Origin of the sequence: Pseudomonas helleri, from assembly GCF_045830615.1 — a bacterium.
GTDB classification, from domain to species: Bacteria; Pseudomonadota; Gammaproteobacteria; order Pseudomonadales; family Pseudomonadaceae; genus Aquipseudomonas; species Aquipseudomonas helleri.
Genome location: NZ_CP174501.1, coordinates 1311844 through 1327671, shown reverse-complemented (window position 1 = coordinate 1327671; position 15828 = coordinate 1311844). Strand labels below are relative to the sequence as shown.

General features: G+C 59.6%; 15 protein-coding genes and 1 riboswitch. Of the genes, 4 read left to right on the top strand and 11 right to left on the bottom strand.

All coding sequences use genetic code 11. The features are described from left to right. Window positions 1-22 precede the first annotated feature (22 nt). Genes ACJJU9_RS06125 through cobO form a run of 6 tightly spaced genes read right to left on the bottom strand, consistent with a single transcriptional unit; the run spans window position 23 to window position 5955 of the window. Window positions 23-1474 (bottom strand): cobyric acid synthase, encoded by a 1452-nt coding sequence (locus ACJJU9_RS06125; protein WP_407730261.1) that lies wholly within the window; start codon window positions 1472-1474, stop codon window positions 23-25. Beyond that, window positions 1471-2475: a threonine-phosphate decarboxylase CobD gene (cobD, locus tag ACJJU9_RS06120; protein ID WP_407730960.1), complete on the bottom strand. Its 1005-nt coding sequence runs from the start codon at window positions 2473-2475 to the stop codon at window positions 1471-1473. The genes ACJJU9_RS06125 and cobD overlap by 4 nt, the downstream gene beginning before the upstream one ends. Next, window positions 2468-3376 (bottom strand): adenosylcobinamide-phosphate synthase CbiB, encoded by a 909-nt coding sequence (cbiB, locus tag ACJJU9_RS06115; RefSeq protein WP_407730260.1) that lies wholly within the window; start codon window positions 3374-3376, stop codon window positions 2468-2470. Before cbiB ends, cobD begins: the two co-directional genes overlap by 8 nt. Next, window positions 3373-4023 (bottom strand): 5,6-dimethylbenzimidazole synthase, encoded by a 651-nt coding sequence (gene bluB / locus ACJJU9_RS06110; protein ID WP_048369756.1) that lies wholly within the window; start codon window positions 4021-4023, stop codon window positions 3373-3375. Before bluB ends, cbiB begins: the two co-directional genes overlap by 4 nt. Next, complete coding sequence (locus ACJJU9_RS06105; RefSeq protein WP_407730259.1) at window positions 4020-5333, bottom strand: cobyrinate a,c-diamide synthase; 1314 nt, start codon at window positions 5331-5333, stop codon at window positions 4020-4022. The genes bluB and ACJJU9_RS06105 overlap by 4 nt, the downstream gene beginning before the upstream one ends. Before the next feature lie 10 nt (window positions 5334-5343). Further along, window positions 5344-5955 (bottom strand): cob(I)yrinic acid a,c-diamide adenosyltransferase, encoded by a 612-nt coding sequence (gene cobO, locus ACJJU9_RS06100; protein ID WP_273219277.1) that lies wholly within the window; start codon window positions 5953-5955, stop codon window positions 5344-5346. An 81-nt stretch (window positions 5956-6036) separates the two neighbouring features. Beyond that, window positions 6037-6284, bottom strand: a riboswitch (cobalamin riboswitch). A gap of 128 nt (window positions 6285-6412) precedes the next feature. Here cobO and ACJJU9_RS06095 point away from each other — a divergent pair. Both ACJJU9_RS06095 and ACJJU9_RS06090 read left to right on the top strand, forming a co-directional pair. Then, window positions 6413-7717, top strand: a complete 1305-nt coding sequence (locus tag ACJJU9_RS06095) for a PQQ-dependent sugar dehydrogenase (RefSeq protein WP_407730258.1) — start codon at window positions 6413-6415, stop codon at window positions 7715-7717. A 171-nt stretch (window positions 7718-7888) separates the two neighbouring features. Continuing rightward, on the top strand, window positions 7889-9034 hold the full coding sequence (locus ACJJU9_RS06090) for an IS481 family transposase (RefSeq protein ID WP_407728679.1): 1146 nt from the start codon (window positions 7889-7891) through the stop codon (window positions 9032-9034). 88 nt (window positions 9035-9122) lie between these two features. Here ACJJU9_RS06090 and ACJJU9_RS06085 read toward each other — a convergent pair whose 3' ends face one another. The 5 genes from ACJJU9_RS06085 to ACJJU9_RS06065 form a co-directional block, all read right to left on the bottom strand. Beyond that, on the bottom strand, window positions 9123-9662 hold the full coding sequence (locus tag ACJJU9_RS06085) for a C40 family peptidase (RefSeq protein WP_407730257.1): 540 nt from the start codon (window positions 9660-9662) through the stop codon (window positions 9123-9125). 144 nt (window positions 9663-9806) lie between these two features. After that, entirely contained in the window at window positions 9807-10430 is a 624-nt protein-coding gene (locus tag ACJJU9_RS06080) for a C40 family peptidase (protein ID WP_048369747.1), read from the bottom strand. Between the two features lie 266 nt (window positions 10431-10696). Further along, window positions 10697-11401, bottom strand: a complete 705-nt coding sequence (gene hda, locus ACJJU9_RS06075) for a DnaA regulatory inactivator Hda (protein ID WP_048369745.1) — start codon at window positions 11399-11401, stop codon at window positions 10697-10699. A gap of 227 nt (window positions 11402-11628) precedes the next feature. Further along, window positions 11629-12702, bottom strand: coding sequence for an AI-2E family transporter (locus ACJJU9_RS06070; RefSeq protein ID WP_048369743.1), 1074 nt, complete (start codon window positions 12700-12702; stop codon window positions 11629-11631). Between the two features lie 33 nt (window positions 12703-12735). Beyond that, window positions 12736-13737, bottom strand: a complete 1002-nt coding sequence (locus ACJJU9_RS06065) for a DUF2066 domain-containing protein (RefSeq protein ID WP_048369741.1) — start codon at window positions 13735-13737, stop codon at window positions 12736-12738. Window positions 13738-14119: 382 nt separating this feature from the next. On the opposite strand from ACJJU9_RS06065, the gene purM reads away from it, so the two are divergent. Then, window positions 14120-15178, top strand: a complete 1059-nt coding sequence (gene purM / locus ACJJU9_RS06060) for a phosphoribosylformylglycinamidine cyclo-ligase (protein ID WP_048386779.1) — start codon at window positions 14120-14122, stop codon at window positions 15176-15178. Continuing rightward, window positions 15178-15828, top strand: coding sequence for a phosphoribosylglycinamide formyltransferase (gene purN / locus ACJJU9_RS06055; protein WP_407730256.1), 651 nt, complete (start codon window positions 15178-15180; stop codon window positions 15826-15828). The genes purM and purN overlap by 1 nt, the downstream gene beginning before the upstream one ends.

Genomic DNA, 15828 nt, shown 5'->3' with positions numbered 1-15828 from the left:
CGAGGCAAGCTCGCGCCTACAGTTAAATACCGCAAAGCTCGCGCAAGTACGCCGTGTCCAGGTGTTTCTCAACCAGATCGGCCAGGCGTTCGATGTCGCGCTCGCGCAGGCCGTGGTAGTCGACGTGCTGCACGTTCTGCAACCCGGCCCAGCGCAGTAACGCGCCGCAGGCCTCAGGCGATTCGAACAAGCCGTGCAGGTACGTGCCGAGAATATGCCCGTCAGCACTCTGCGCGCCGTCACAACGGCCGTCATCCAGACGCACCGCCGGTTGCTCCAGCGCTGCCCCCGTGGTGACACCGGCGTGAATTTCGTAGCCGTTGACCTCGGCGTCTTCCAGCAACAAATGGCCGCGCACGTTGCGCAGCTGCTTCTCGGCGGCCAGTTCAGTGCTGAAGCCCAGCAAGCCGAAACCATCGCTCGAACCGGGCGCCCCTTCCAGCCCCAACGGGTCATGCACCTGCTCCCCGAGCATCTGCAAACCACCGCAAATACCCAGCACCTTGCCGCCGTAGCGCAGGTGGCGATTGATCGCCGTTTCCCAGCCATTGGCGCGCAAATACGCCAGGTCACTGCGCACGCTTTTTGAACCCGGCAGGATGATCAAGTCAGCCGGCGGGATCGCCTGCCCCGGCCCGACAAACTGCAAATCCACCTGCGGGTGCAAGCGCAGCGGGTCGAAGTCGGTGTGGTTGCTGATGCGCGGCAATACCGGCACCACCACTTTGAGCACGTGCTCGACCTTGTCGGTCTGGCGCTGGTCGATGCCGTCTTCGGCCTCAAGGTGCAAATCCAGCACGTAGGGCAATACGCCAATCACCGGTTTGCCGGTGCGCTCTTCCAACCAGTCGAGGCCCGGTTGCAGCAAGGCAATGTCACCGCGAAAACGGTTGATGATGAAGCCTTTGACCCGTGCCCGCTCTGTCTCGGAGAGCAACTCCAGGGTGCCAACCAAGTGCGCGAAAACGCCGCCCCGATTGATGTCGGCAATTAGCACCACCGGGCAATCCACCGCTTCGGCAAAACCCATGTTGGCGATGTCACCGGCGCGCAGGTTGATCTCGGCCGGAGAGCCCGCCCCTTCAACCATGACCACCGGGTACGCGGCACTCAGCCGTTGATGCGAAGCCAGCACCGCTTGCATGGCGATGGCCTTGTAGTCGTGATACGCCACCGCGTTCATGGTAGTGACGGCGCGGCCATGGATGATCACTTGGGCGCCGGTGTCGCTGTTGGGCTTGAGCAACACCGGATTCATATCGGTGTGCGGCGGCAAACCGGCGGCCTGCGCCTGTACGGCCTGGGCGCGGCCAATTTCGCCGCCTTCAGCGGTCACGGCACTGTTGAGCGCCATGTTCTGCGGCTTGAACGGCACCACGCGCACGCCCTCGCGGGTCAGCCAGCGGCACAACGCCGTTACCAGCGTGCTTTTGCCCGCATCGGAAGTGGTGCCCTGCACCATCAATGTGCTCATGAAACGTCCTTGGTTCGCGATTGGCTATAAGCCTGCAAAGCCTCTTGCAGCTTCAACCAGTCGGCTTCATCGGCAGGCAGGCCAAAACGCACGCTGCTGTTGCTGGCAAACAGGCGCAGCAAAATCCCGCGCCGGGCCATAAAGTCGTAAAGCTGCTCGGCCTCTGGGGTGATCAGCCACTGGAACAAGGCGCAGCCGCCCTGCGGGAGCAAGTCATGCTGGCCCAGCAAGTGCTGCAAGCGGGCACTGGCCAACTCACTGCGCTCTCGCTGCCGGGCATGGCCTTGGGTGTCGAGCAGGCACGCCTGGCCGACAATCCGCGTCGGGCCGCTGACGGCCCACGGGCCGACTTGCTCTGCCAGCAGCTTGAGCAATTTAAGCTCCGCCAGCACAAAGCCCAACCGCACCCCGGCCAGGCCGAAAAACTTGCCGAACGAACGCAGCACAATCAATCCGCTGCGCCCACTCTCGGCAGCCAGACTCAACTCGGGGGTGTTGTCCATAAAGGCTTCGTCCACCACCAGCCAGCCGCCGCGCTGGGCCAGCCGTGCGTGCCAGTCGAGCAAACGCTCGGGGGGCAGGCTCAGGCCCGTGGGGTTGTTGGGGTTGACCACCACCAGCACATCGAGGGTGTCGAGGTAGATGTCGACTTCCTGCTCCAGGACTTCACGCACGATGAAGCCATTGCGCCGCCATGATTCGGCATGTTCGGCGTAGCACGGTGACAGCACGCCGACCTTGCCACTGCGGCGCAGACGCGGCAGCAACTGGATCGCGCATTGCGAACCCGGCACCGGCAATACGTGGGGGGCGCCGTAATACTCGCAAGCCGCCTGCTCCAGCCCGTCATCGGTTTCGGGCAAACGCGCCCAGGCCCGCTCAGGGATCGCCGGGATTGCAAAAGGCCAGGGCGCGAGGCCACTGGACAAGTCCAGCCATTGCGACTCGGCGATGCCGTAGTCGAGGGCCGCCTGACGCAAACGTCCACCATGCTCAAGCAAAGAACTCACTCCCCACGCACAAGATCAGTAACCACAGCCACACACCGCGCTGCACCAACTGCCAACCACGGCCAATCGAATCGGCATCGGCGGGCACGCCTTCACCCAACTGCGGGCGCTCATGCACTTCACCGTGATAAATCGCTGCGCCACCCAGCTCAACTCCCAGCGCACCGGCGCCGGCCGCCATCACCGGCCCGGCATTGGGGCTGTCCCATTGCGGCGCCTGCTTGCGCCAGCAGGTCAACGCCAAGCGGGTTTTACCGAGCAAGGCGTAGGTCAGTGCCACCAGCCGTGCAGGAATGTAATTAAGCAGGTCGTCGATGCGGGCTGCAGCCCAGCCAAAACGCTCGAAGCGCTCGTTGCGATAACCCCACATCGCGTCCAGGGTATTGCTCAAACGGTAGAGCACCACGCCCGGCGCACCGGCAACGACAAACCAGAACAGCGCCGCGAACACCGCATCACTGCCGTTTTCCAGGACCGACTCAGTTGCGGCCCGGGCCACTTCGGTTGCATCCAGTTCGCTGGTTTGCCGGCTGACCAGATAACCGACCCGCGTACGCGCCTCGTCCAGATCATTGGCGCGCAAGGACTCGGCCACCGGCTGCACGTGCTCACCGAGGCTGCGCATGCCCAGCGCGCAGTACAGCGCCAGAATCTCCACCAGCCAACCGATATAGGGCAGCCATGACAAGGCCGTGGCCAGAATCGTCAACGGCAACACCGCCAATACCCAGGCGGTCACGCCATGGCTGCGCCAGCCTCGGCCACCGGAATTGAAACGCTGTTCGATACGGTCAGCCATGCGGCCAAACGCAACCAGCGGATGCCAGCGTTTAGGCTCGCCGAGCAGCGCATCCAACGCCACACCGGCTACGCACAACAACGCCACACTCATGGCTTCACTCCCCAATAATTCTCGTACACCAACTCACTCAGCGGGCGCGCCTGCGCCCACCCTTCCAGCACCAGCATCGGCGCCGGATAAAACTGCTCGACCGGCCCCAGGCACAACACCGCCAGCGGTTTGGCCCCGGCAGGCAGACCCAGCAGATCGGCCAGCGCCTGAGGTTCGAACAACGACACCCAGCCCATGCCCAGGCCTTCGACCCGCGCCGCCAGCCAGAGGTTTTGAATCGCACAGGACAACGACGCCATGTCCATTTCCGGCAATGTCCGACGGCCAAAAATGTGCTTTTCGCGGTCATCCATCAACGCGGCCACCAGCACTTCGGCGCAGTCATTAATGCCTTCGACCTTGAGCGTCATGAACTCGTCTGAGCGCTCGCCCAAAGCCTCAGCGGTGCGTACCCGCTCGGCTTCGACCACGGTTTGAATCTTGCCGCGCAGCTCACGGTCGGTGATGCGGATAAACCGCCACGGCTGCATCAGGCCCACGCTCGGCGCCTGATGCGCGGCTTCGAGCAAGCGGGCCAACAACTCGGGCGCCACTTCACCACCGCTGAAGTGGCGCATATCGCGGCGCTCAGCAATGGCGCGGTACACAGCGGCCTTTTCTTCAGGGCTAAATGCGTTGTCGCTCATGGCACCTTCACAGCGCACGGCGCGAACAACGCGGCAATGGCCTGGGGATTGGACGGAAAGTAAAAGTGCACATAAGACGCCGTCATACGCCCTTCGCGATACACCGCTTCGGCACCGCGCCCGCCATTGGGGCTAAGCCCCCGCGCAACGGGCTCAAGTTCGGTGCTGGTCAACGAGTGATGATAAGTGTGACCACGCAGCAGACCTTCGGGCATTTCGACGGCTTGCAAGGCCAGCGCAGCCAGGCGCTTTTGCATCGTCGCCTCGCCCTTGAGCAAGCCCACCAGCGCTTCACGCTGACCTTCAACATCGGTCAAGGCGTCTAGCAGATAAAGCATGCCGCCGCACTCGGCCAACAGCGGTTTGCCCGCGTGATGGTGGGCACGGATCGCTTCAAGCATCGAGGTATTGCGCGCAAGGGCCTGGTGATGGAGTTCCGGGTAACCACCGGGCAAATACACACTGTCGGCCTGCGGCAGTTGGGTGTCGCGAATCGGCGAGAAAAACACCAGTTCAGCGCCCATGTCGCGCAGCAGTGCCAGGCTCGCGCCATAGGTAAAGGCAAACGCTTCATCGCGCGCCACGGCAATCCGCACACCGGCCAGCAACGGCTCAATGGCCACCGGCTCAGGCGCGGCGAATTCCACCGGCGGTGGCAGCGCTACCTCGCAGGTGCTGGCCAAGGCATTGGCGGCGGCGTCCAGACGCATATCGAGGTCATTCAACTCGCTGGCTTGCACCAGACCCAAATGACGGCTGGGCAACTCGATCCCGGTTTCGCGGGACAACGCGCCGTACCAGCGCAAGCCTTCGGTCAAGCTGCCTTCCAGCAACTGCGCGTGGCGCACAGTGCCCACCCGGTTGGCCAACACCCCGGCAAACGGCAGGTCCGGCTGATAGCGCGCCAGCCCCAGGGCCAATGCGCCAAACGTCTGGGCCATGGCCGTACCGTCAATCACGCCCAATACCGGCACGCCAAAATGGCGGGCCAAATCGGCGCTGGACGGCGTGCCATCGAACAGGCCCATGACCCCTTCGATAAGGATCAGGTCCGATTCACCCGCCGCTTCCCAGAGCAAGCGCCGGCTTTCGTCGGCGCCGACCATCCACAAGTCGACCTGATACACCGGCGCACCGCTGGCGCGCTCGAGGATCATGGGGTCAAGAAAATCGGGGCCACATTTAAAGACCCGCACCTTACGCCCCTGATTGCGGTGCAATCGGGCCAAGGCGGCGGTGACGGTGGTCTTGCCCTGACCGGAGGCCGGTGCGGCGATCAACACCGCCGGGCAATGACGCGACTCTCTCATGCTTCAACACTCACAATTCAATGCCTTTCTGGGCTTTGATACCGGCCTGGAAGGCATGTTTGATCACGCCCATTTCAGTCACGGTATCGGCCAGGTCAATCAGTTCAGGTTTAGCGCCGCGCCCGGTGACCAGCACATGCTGCATCGGCGGGCGGGCTTGCAAGTCGCTCAGCACTTGCTCCAGATCGAGATAGCCGTGCTTGAGCGCAATGTTCAATTCATCCAGCACCACCAAGCCAATGGCCGGGTCGCGCAGCATCTCGCGGGACACTTGCCAGGCGGCTTCAGCGGCGGCGATGTCACGCTGGCGGTCCTGAGTTTCCCAGGTAAAACCTTCGCCCATCACGTGATAGCGCACTTGTTCAGGGAAGCGACGGAAAAAAATCTCTTCGCCGGTGCTGTTACGCCCCTTGATGAACTGCACCACGCCGCACTGCATGCCGTGGCCCATGGCCCGGGCCAACATGCCGAAAGCCGAACTGCTCTTGCCTTTGCCGTTGCCGGTCAACACCAGCAGCAGGCCGCACTCATTGGGAGCGCTGGCAATGCGTTCGTCCATAATCGCTTTTTTGCGTTGCATGCGCGCCAGGTGACGTTCGTCGCGCTCGGGGGATTCATTCATGGCAGCTCTCCGTTGGGGCTAAAAAATGCAAACGGGAGGCGGGGGAATTCGTTAACAATCGACACACCTTCGCCCGCCGCAAGGGTGCTGGATGGATCAGGCCGGTCTCCGGGCTCATGAGTGGGCGTTCCTGAATAAGGAACAGCACCGGGCCACGCGCCTTCCCGTGCAATGAACACAGTGGCATTGAGCGTGATGTTGACTCATTTACCGTTGCGGGGGCAGCGCCGGGATCAAAGCGGTTGTGTGGGTCAAACGCGCCCTCACCGGCTTCCCTGTTTCACTCTGCCAACCTTGGGTTGCAGAGCACCTGAAACACGCCGCGAAGGTTAGAGGGTTGGGGGTGGAGCGTCAATTAAAGGTGCCGGGCTGCGCAGCAAACAAACCCGTCAGCCTGAACCTTTGAACGGCTACGCTTCTCTATGACTACACGCCCACTGTTTTCATGGAGATCCATATGCTCAAGCGCCAGCACGCTGTTGTCATCGTTTTAGCGGCAGGGTTGGCCGCCTGCGGTGAAAGCTCGACCCTGCAAGTTACCGACGGCACAGGCCCCACGCCTACTCTGCCGGCACCGAACAAAACGCTGATCCCCACCGTCAACATCGCCCCGGCGGTGGGCTGGGCGCAAGGCACCAAGCCGGTTGCCGCACAAGGTTTGCAGGTGCAGGCATTTGCCGAAGGGCTCGACCACCCGCGCTGGCTCTATGTATTGCCCAATGGCGATGTGCTGGTGGCCGAAAGCAATGCACCGGCCAAGCCGGATGGTAGCCAGGGGCTGCGCGAGTGGATCGCCAGCAAGGTCATGGGCCGCGCCGGTGCAGGTGTGCCGAGCGCCAACCGCATCACTTTGTTGCGCGACACCAACCACGATGGCAAAGCCGACACCCGCACAGTGTTTCTAGAAAACCTGAATTCGCCCTTCGGCATGACCCTGGTGGGCAACGACCTGTACGTGGCGGATGCCGACAAGCTGCTGCGCTTCCCGTATCAACCGGGCGAAACCTCCATCAGCGCGCAGCCGACCAAGGTCATTGACTTGCCCAGCGGCCTGAACCACCACTGGACGAAAAACGTCATCGCCAGCCCTGACGGCAAAAAACTCTACGTGAGTGTCGGCTCGAACAGTAACGTCGGCGAAAACGGCATGGACATCGAAGAAGGCCGCGCGGCGATCTGGGAAGTCGACCCGGCCACCGGCAGCCACCGCATTTTTGCCTCCGGGCTGCGTAACCCCAACGGCATGGACTGGGAACCCAAGACCGGCAAACTGTGGACCGCTGTGAACGAGCGCGACGAAATCGGCAGTGATCTGGTGCCCGACTACATCACCTCGGTGCAAGACGGCGGCTTCTATGGCTGGCCCTACAGCTACTACGGGCAGCACGTCGACGTGCGGGTCAACCCGCAAAACACCGAGCTGGTGGCCAAAGCCATTGCCCCGGACTATGCCGTCGGCCCGCACACTGCCTCGCTGGGCCTGGCCTTCGCGCAAAACAGCACACTGCCGAACTTCACCGACGGCGTATTTATCGGCCAGCACGGCTCATGGAACCGCAAACCGCACAGTGGCTACAAAGTGATCTTCGTCCCGTTTGCCGATGGCAAGCCTGACGGCATGCCGATTGACGTGCTGACCGGCTTCCTCAACTCCGATGAAAAAGCCATGGGCCGCCCGGTGGGGGTCGTCATTGATAAACAGGGGGACTTGCTGGTGGCCGATGATGTCGGCAACAAAGTGTGGCGGGTGTCGGGGGAGTAAACCTTTAAATACCCTCACCCCACTTTATCGAGGCGAACCCACGTGTTGTGAAAGACACAAATCGGTTCCCTCTCCCTCGGGAGTGTATGGACCGGGGACATAGCGAACACAATGTTCGGAGACATCGCGAACACTTTTAATAGGACACATTGACCCCTTAGGAGGTGTGATGTGTCCTGGAAAGAGGTGTCCGCAGTGGATCTTCGTCTCGAATTCGTCGCCTTGGCTTTGGCTGAGGGCGCTAACATCAAAGCATTGTGCGAGCACTTCAATATCGGCCGCACCACTGCTTATAAATGGCTCAAGCGTTTCCAATGTGAGGGTAAAGACGGGCTGATAAATCGGTCCCGTCGACCCCACAGTTCGCCTAATCGAACTGCTCACGAGTCTGAGAAGCAGATACTGGCGCTTAATATCGAGCACACCGGCTGGGGGGCGCGCAAGATCAAGGGATGCCTTGAGCGGCGCGGCAACAACATGCCTGCAGCCAGTACGGTTCATGCCATTCTCAAGCGTAATGAGCGCATCGACCCTCATGCAGGTCTAGTCAAACCATTCATCAGATTTGAACACGAGCAGCCCAATGATCTGTGGCAAATGGACTTTAAAGGCCATGTGCCCATGCGTACGGGTCGCTGCCATCCATTGACACTTCTGGATGACCACTCGCGTTTCTTTTTAACTATCGCCGCCTGTGGCAACGAGCAGCGCAGTACCGTACAGGCCCATTTGATCAATGCGTTTCGCCATTACGGGCTACCTGAGCGCATGACGATGGACAACGGGGCGCCGTGGGGCGACGAGCCTGATGCGTATACAGGGCTGGAAATCTGGATCATGCGTCAGGGCGTAAGGGTGAGCCACTCACGCCCCTACCACCCTCAAACGCAGGGCAAGCTGGAAAGACAGCATCGCAGCATGATCAGGGAGGTTTTTAAGGGCTTGTGTCTGATTGACCTGCCCAGCGCGCAGTTCACGCTGGATGAATGGCGCAAGATCTACAACTACGAGCGCCCGCACGGTGGCATAGGCATGCAGGTACCAGCGTCTCGCTATACGCCCAGCGCACGGGAGTATCAGGAGGTGCTACCTGCCATCGAGTACGGTGCTGAGCTTCATGTGCGAAAGGTGCAGGCTAAAGGTGAGATCTACTGGCAGGGTCAGCCCTGGAGGCTCGGTAAAGGCTTTAAAGGCGAGCGTGTAGGTGTACAAGAGGGTATTGAAGATGGGCAATACGATGTCTTCTGGGGAAGCCATCGTATTGCGCAAATTGACAGAGTGACCGGGGTTGTAATATCAGGGAAAAAGCTTCGTTAACTGTTCGCTATGTCTCCGAACAAAGTGTTCGCTATGTCCCCGGTCCATACAGGGAGAGGGTTGGGGTGAGGGGCGCTTGAACGGTGAGTTAAGGCAACCGCGCCAAATGCTGCTCGGTTGGCAAGACGCGCTTGGCGTTCAGGTAGGCTTTTTGCCAATAGGCTTTGCTGAGGCTGTCCAGCTTGACCGTGCCGCCCGTGGCAGGCGCATGCACGAAGCGACCTTCACCCACGTAGATACCGGCGTGGCTGACCTGAGTGCCGCCACTGGTGGCGAAGAACAACAGGTCGCCGGTTTGCAACTGGTCTTTGCCAACATTCTGCCCACGCATCACGATCATTTCGCGGGTGGTACGCGGCAACGAAATACCCGCCATGTCGTTGTAGACGTACTTGATCAGACCGCTGCAATCAAAACCTGAGTCCGGTGTATTGCCGCCCCAGCGATACGGCGTGCCCACCAGGCCCAACGCACGAAACAATACGTCTGCCGCCAGCGGCGAACCATCGTCGATCGGACTCGACGACACAACCGGTTTGACTTCAACGGGAGCAGGTACAGGACGGTTTGCGCAGGCACTGAGCAGTGCGGCGAATGTGATGAGGGCAACGCGGGCCAGGGTCAACATAAACAGAACGTTCCTGATTCTGGATACGGCTACTGAGCCGCGAAACCCGAAGCCGCGACAGGGGATACCTTCGCGGCTTCAGGAATTTAACATTGCGACTGAATTCTAGCGCTTAGAAGTCAAACTTCAAGTAACACTTTAACTTTACTTGCGGGCCACTACGCTGGTTGGCGCCATGGCCAAAGCACGCTTGGCTTCAATAAAGGTCTTGTTCCAGTAGGTGTCGCCCAAGCTATCAATCCTTACACCACCGCTGCGGCGGCTGCTGGAGTGAATAAACTGGTCATCGCCCAGGTAAATGCCAGCGTGGCTGACACGTCCGCGACCGTTGGTGCTGAAGAACAGCAGGTCACCCGGTTTAAGGTTGTTTCGCGCGACCAACGGTGCATTTACGTTGATCATTTCGCGGGTGGAGCGCGGCAATTGCATGCCCGCTTCCTCTTTGAACAGATAGCCGATAAAGCCACTGCAATCGAAACCAGCTTCAGAGGTGCCGCCAAAACGGTAACGGGTACCGATCAAGGACATTCCGCGCTCAAGAATGCTGTCAGCCAGGGCCGGCAGTTCGTAAGGCTTGCTGTTTTCGGAAAATTGAGCCAGTTCTTTTTCAGTGGCCAGTTCTTCCTGATAAAGAGCGGAAGACTGCGACGAAGATGACTTTTGAACCTGTGAATCGACAACTTGCTGGGACACTGGCGAGTGAGCAGCGCAGCCGAAAAGCAGGGTAACGAGTGCGAGAGGCACGAGGGGTGCGAAGCGCTTTAGCATGGGCACGACCGTGGCTGTAGGAAAAGTTACCGCGACTATGCCCTCTATGATCCTCATTTGCAAATTCAATCGAATAAAATGTGACTTAGTCGATTTCACGTGACATCTAAGGTTTTACACCCCTGACAATCGATTTTGCGTAGACGCCCGTCTGACACGCAGGTTTTCTGGCGCCTGAATACTGCCTAAACCTTGTAGGAATGCGCTTTTACAGCAAAAGATCGCGAGACAAGCTCGTTCCTGCATAAAAAGGGGATAGCGGGTATTTACCAGCCGAGGGTTTCTTTCAAGAAGGGAATGGTCAGCTTGCGTTGGGCCTGCAACGAGGCCTGATCGAGGCGCTCAAGCAATTCAAACAGCGCGCTCATGCTGCGTGTGCCGCGCGTGAGGATGAAATGCCCGACTTCGTCGGTCAGGTGCAGGCCACGGCGCGAGGCGCGTAACTGCAAGGCACGCAGCTTGTCTTCATCAGACAAGGGGCGCATTTGAAAAATCAGCGCCAGGGTGAGGCGTGATTTAAGGTCGGCCAGTTTGATCGGCAATTCACGTGGCGAGGCCGAGGCGGCTATCAGCAAGCGTCGACCGCTGTCACGCAGGCGATTGAACAGGTGAAACAGCGCTTCTTCCCAATCAGCCCGACCGGCCACGGCCTGCAGGTCGTCCAGACACACCAGCTCGTATTGCTCAAGGTTGTCGAGGATCTCGATACCGCGATCCAGCAACTCCGCCAACGGCAAATACACCGCAGGCTCACCCAGTTGCTCGAAACGCAAGCATGCGGCCTGCAACAAATGCGTACGCCCTACCCCGTGTTTGCCCCACAGATAAATCAGGCTTTCTGTCCACCCGGCGTCGGCTTCGCACAGACGTTCGACGTAGCCGAGTGCAGCGGCATTGGCGCCTGGATAGTAATTGATGAAGGTAGCGTCATCTCGCAGACGCACACCTAGGGGCAGCTGAATCGGTTTCATGCTGACTGAACAGTTCAAACGAACCGTTAGTGGCCTCTGTGTAAAGTTTGCAAAGTTTATACCCGTGTAGCCGGGCGCACAATGTAACAGACCACGAGCAAAATCAAAGGTTTGCGTTAACGCATTGGATTGAATCAAGTTTTTCTGACAGACAAGCTCGCGCCCGGCCATAAAAAAGGCCGGTTCATCGCCACATGAACCGGCCTCTTATTCAATCGATCACCCACCTACAACTCAGGTTCTTCATCACCTTTGTAGGCCTGCGAATGTTTGTACAAATCGTGCATATGGCGCACCAGCACCATGATCACGGCCGCGACCGGCAAGGCCAGCAGTACGCCGGTAAAGCCAAACAGCTCACCGCCCGCCAGAATCGCAAAGATCACCGCCACAGGGTGCAGGCCGATGCGATCGCCCACCAACAGCGGGGTCAAGACCATGCCTTCCAGCGCCTGCCCGACCATAAACACCGCGACAATCCCCAGCATCGGGTACAGGTCACCGCCAAACTGGAACAGGCCCGCAATCAACGCGGCGCCGATGCCGATGATAAAGCCCATGTACGGCACGATAGCCGCTAGGCCGGCCATCAAACCGATCAACAGCCCCAGTTCCAGGCCCAGCAGCATCAAGCCAGCCGAATAGATGATGCCCAAAGCGACCATCACCAAGAGCTGCCCACGAACAAAAGCGCCGAGTACGTCGTGACATTCCTTGGCCAGCGACACGATCCGCTCTTCGCGATCGCGCGGCAGCAGGCCACGAATCTTGGACAGCAAGACATCCCAGTCACGCAGCAAGTAAAAGGCCACCACTGGAATCAGCACCAGATTCGCCAAAAAGCCAAACAGCGCCAGGCTTGAAGCGGTCGCCTGTGACAGCACCACCCCGGCGATATCCCCGGCCTGCCCCATGTGCTCGGTAATCGTGGCTTTGATCTTGTTGAAGTTCCAGAAGCCATCACCCAGACCAAAACGGGTTTGCACCCATGGCAAGGCGGTATTCTGCAACCAGTCCAGTACCTGTGGCGCCAACTGATAAAGCTTGACCAACTGCTTGGCCAGCATCGGCACCAGCACCACCAGCAACGTCACCAGAATGACCGTGAACAGGGTAAAGACCGTGATCGTGCCCCAGGTTCTGGACAGGCCGATTTTTTCGAGGCGATCAACCACCGGGTCGAACATGTAAGCAAGAACGATCGCAATCAGAAAAGGCGTCAGTATCGCGTGCAAGAAATACACGAATAGCACCGCGGCCAGCGCTACACCCCACCAAACCCACCGTCGCGAATCCCGCATAAATGCCTGTCCTTATATATAGAAGAGAAAAACCTACCAGCTAAAGCGCAACTGCGCCGCCTGAGGTGTAGCCGACGCCTGATCTGCAGGCACTTCATGCATTTGCGCCAACGCCAACTGCGAACGCAATTGTTCAGCACTGCCGTTGACCTGATAAACGATACGGTTGCCGTCGACGCTCACCAGTTGGCCACCAAACGGTTCAAGCAAGCGACTCAACTGAGCATAGCGCTCCAGGGTCATGCCCTGTACTTCAAGTAACTGATCGGTCGACACGCCCGGCTTGACGGCGTAGCGCGGAGCCAGACGCTGGCTGACTTGCAGCATTACGTCATCCGCCAGGGCCGCCTGATCAGCGCCGGTTGCACTGCCTTGCTCTTGTTGATCGCCGATCCACAGGCGCCATTTGGCCTGCCATTGGCCGCTGTCTTCATGGGCATGCACGGCCAACAAAGCGTCTGCGCCGTAACGCTCGGACGCCTCTTTCAGCGGCGCCGGATTAGAGCCTTCAAGGTTTTCGGCAGTACCCACCAACTGCTCACTCAAGTCAGCCAGCGGCAAACGCAGCGGCAAACCACGGTGTTGGGCGGCGCGGCGCAACGGTTCAGCAACGGATTGACCGTCACCCACCAGGCTGGAGCCGTCTACCGAATCGTTCAGCCACCAACCCAACAAGGCCGGGCGGTTGCTGCCCCACAGTGACAATCCGGCCTGGCGCAAGGCGCGGTCGGTGCTCACCGGGTCGAAATCCACTTGCAGGGATTCTGGTGGGCCTGCGTCATAGCCGTACTGGCTGATGATTTGCTGAGGGTCTTTGCGAATAGGCTCAAGCGCCGGGTTCTGCACCGCCTTGGCGTCCCCCGTCAGGCGCAACACCAGGGTTTCCAGGGCTTTTTGCGTGGCTTGCGCGCGCTCATCAGGCGACTGACTGGTGACCGGCTCACGCACTTGATACAGGCCCGTCAGGATTTCGGCATGACTCGCCAGGCTGAAAAAAGACAAACAGCCCACAGCTATTAATTGATGAAAACGCATGAAAGATTCCCAACGGCAAAAAAGGGCATTAAAAGGCCGTATAAACACACTCGATAACACCTCAGACAGGCGCGCAGCCAAATCATTCAGGTGCAGCTCGCAGATTTCACACGGTCATAAAAAATCAGAATTTAGCGGATATACCTTATACAGCGTCGCGCCAAGCAGCCAGTACGACTAAAAAAGGTTTTTTTCGACAGATATAACCCTGCCTGTCGGCCCGAGGATGGCCGCTGCCCTTCAAGCCTGATAAAATCGCGCGCCTTCGCAGACCGGCGACAGCCGGGCACTCTGCAAATGCTCTGTTTCAAACCCTGAGCACTTGCAAGCAGGCCCGCTGAGATCGGTCGATACCCCCGAATCCCCCCTAAAGGCCTGGATTATGAGCAAGCAACCCTCCCTGAGCTACAAGGACGCCGGTGTAGACATCGACGCCGGTGAAGCATTGGTCGAACGCATCAAGAGCGTAGCCAAGCGCACTGCGCGCCCTGAAGTGATGGGCGGCCTCGGCGGTTTTGGCGCCCTCTGCGAAATCCCGGCCGGTTACAAGCAACCTGTTCTGGTTTCCGGCACCGACGGTGTGGGCACCAAGCTGCGTCTGGCGCTGAACCTGAACAAGCACGACAGCATCGGCATCGACCTGGTCGCCATGTGCGTTAACGACTTGATCGTGTGCGGCGCAGAGCCTCTGTTCTTCCTCGACTACTACGCCACCGGCAAGCTCAACGTAGAAACCGCAACCCAAGTGGTTACCGGTATCGGCGCTGGCTGCGAATTGTCCGGTTGCTCGCTGGTAGGCGGCGAAACCGCAGAAATGCCTGGCATGTACGAAGGCGAAGACTACGACCTGGCCGGCTTCTGCGTTGGCGTGGTGGAGAAAGCCGAGATCATCGACGGTTCCAAAGTGGCCACCGGTGACGCCCTGCTCGCCCTGCCTTCTTCGGGCCCGCACTCCAACGGTTACTCGCTGATCCGCAAAATCATCGAAGTGTCCGGTGCCGACATCGAAAACACCCAGCTCGACGGCCAGCCGCTGACCGACCTGCTGATGGCGCCGACCCGTATCTACGTCAAGCCGTTGCTCAAGCTGATCAAGGACACCGGCGTAGTTAAAGCCATGGCCCACATCACCGGTGGCGGCCTGCTCGACAACATCCCGCGCGTGCTGCCAAAAGGCGCTCAAGCGGTGGTTGACGTGGCCAGCTGGCAGCGCCCTGCAGTCTTCAACTGGCTGCAAGAAAAAGGCAACGTGAACGAAACCGAAATGCACCGCGTGCTGAACTGCGGCGTGGGCATGGTGATCTGCGTGGCTCAGGCTGACGTTGACACCGCGCTGAACGTACTGCGTGAAGCGGGCGAGCAACCTTGGGTGATCGGCCACATCGCCACGGCCGCCGAAGGCGCGCCGCAAGTTGAGCTGCAAAACCTCAAGGCGCACTAATGCCCGATACCTGTGATGTAGTGGTGCTGCTTTCCGGCACCGGCAGCAACTTGCAAGCCTTGATCGACAGCTGTGCGGTCAAGGACAGCCCGGCCAGAATCCGCGCGGTGATCTCCAACCGCGCAGACGCCTACGGCCTGCAACGCGCCAAAGACGCGGGTATCGACACCCGCGTACTGGATCACACAGCATTCGAGGGCCGCGAGGCCTTCGATGCTGCACTGATCGAAGTCATTGATACGTTCAACCCGCAACTGGTAGTCCTGGCCGGATTCATGCGCATCCTCAGCGCAGGCTTCGTGCGTCACTATCAGGGCCGTCTGCTCAACATCCACCCTTCCCTGCTGCCCAAATACAAAGGTCTGCACACGCATCAGCGTGCGCTGGAAGCCGGTGACAGCGAGCATGGCTGCAGCGTGCACTTTGTCACCGAGGAACTCGATGGCGGGCCTCTGGTCGTACAAGCAATCATTGCGGTAGAGTCCGATGACTCGCCGCACAGTCTGGCGCAACGGGTTCACGCCCAGGAGCACCGGATTTACCCGCTTGCAGTGCGCTGGTTTGCCGAAGGTCGCTTGTCACTTGACGAGCAAGGCGCATTATTAGACGGTCAATTACTCGCGGCCAGCGGCCACTTGATACGAACCTAG

Bases quoted from the DNA above. Each gene is read 5' to 3' on its own strand.
- ACJJU9_RS06125 (WP_407730261.1), bottom strand. From the start codon at position 1,474: ATGAGCACATTGATGGTGCAGGGCACCACTTCCGATGCGGGCAAAAGC.
- cbiB (WP_407730260.1), bottom strand. From the start codon at position 3,376: ATGAGTGTGGCGTTGTTGTGCGTAGCCGGTGTGGCGTTGGATGCGCTG.
- bluB (WP_048369756.1), bottom strand. From the start codon at position 4,023: ATGAGCGACAACGCATTTAGCCCTGAAGAAAAGGCCGCTGTGTACCGC.
- ACJJU9_RS06105 (WP_407730259.1), bottom strand. From the start codon at position 5,333: ATGAGAGAGTCGCGTCATTGCCCGGCGGTGTTGATCGCCGCACCGGCC.
- cobO (WP_273219277.1), bottom strand. From the start codon at position 5,955: ATGAATGAATCCCCCGAGCGCGACGAACGTCACCTGGCGCGCATGCAA.
- ACJJU9_RS06095 (WP_407730258.1), top strand. From the start codon at position 6,413: ATGCTCAAGCGCCAGCACGCTGTTGTCATCGTTTTAGCGGCAGGGTTG.
- ACJJU9_RS06085 (WP_407730257.1), bottom strand. From the start codon at position 9,662: ATGTTGACCCTGGCCCGCGTTGCCCTCATCACATTCGCCGCACTGCTC.
- ACJJU9_RS06080 (WP_048369747.1), bottom strand. From the start codon at position 10,430: ATGCTAAAGCGCTTCGCACCCCTCGTGCCTCTCGCACTCGTTACCCTG.
- hda (WP_048369745.1), bottom strand. From the start codon at position 11,401: ATGAAACCGATTCAGCTGCCCCTAGGTGTGCGTCTGCGAGATGACGCT.
- ACJJU9_RS06070 (WP_048369743.1), bottom strand. From the start codon at position 12,702: ATGCGGGATTCGCGACGGTGGGTTTGGTGGGGTGTAGCGCTGGCCGCG.
- ACJJU9_RS06065 (WP_048369741.1), bottom strand. From the start codon at position 13,737: ATGCGTTTTCATCAATTAATAGCTGTGGGCTGTTTGTCTTTTTTCAGC.
- purM (WP_048386779.1), top strand. From the start codon at position 14,120: ATGAGCAAGCAACCCTCCCTGAGCTACAAGGACGCCGGTGTAGACATC.
- purN (WP_407730256.1), top strand. From the start codon at position 15,178: ATGCCCGATACCTGTGATGTAGTGGTGCTGCTTTCCGGCACCGGCAGC.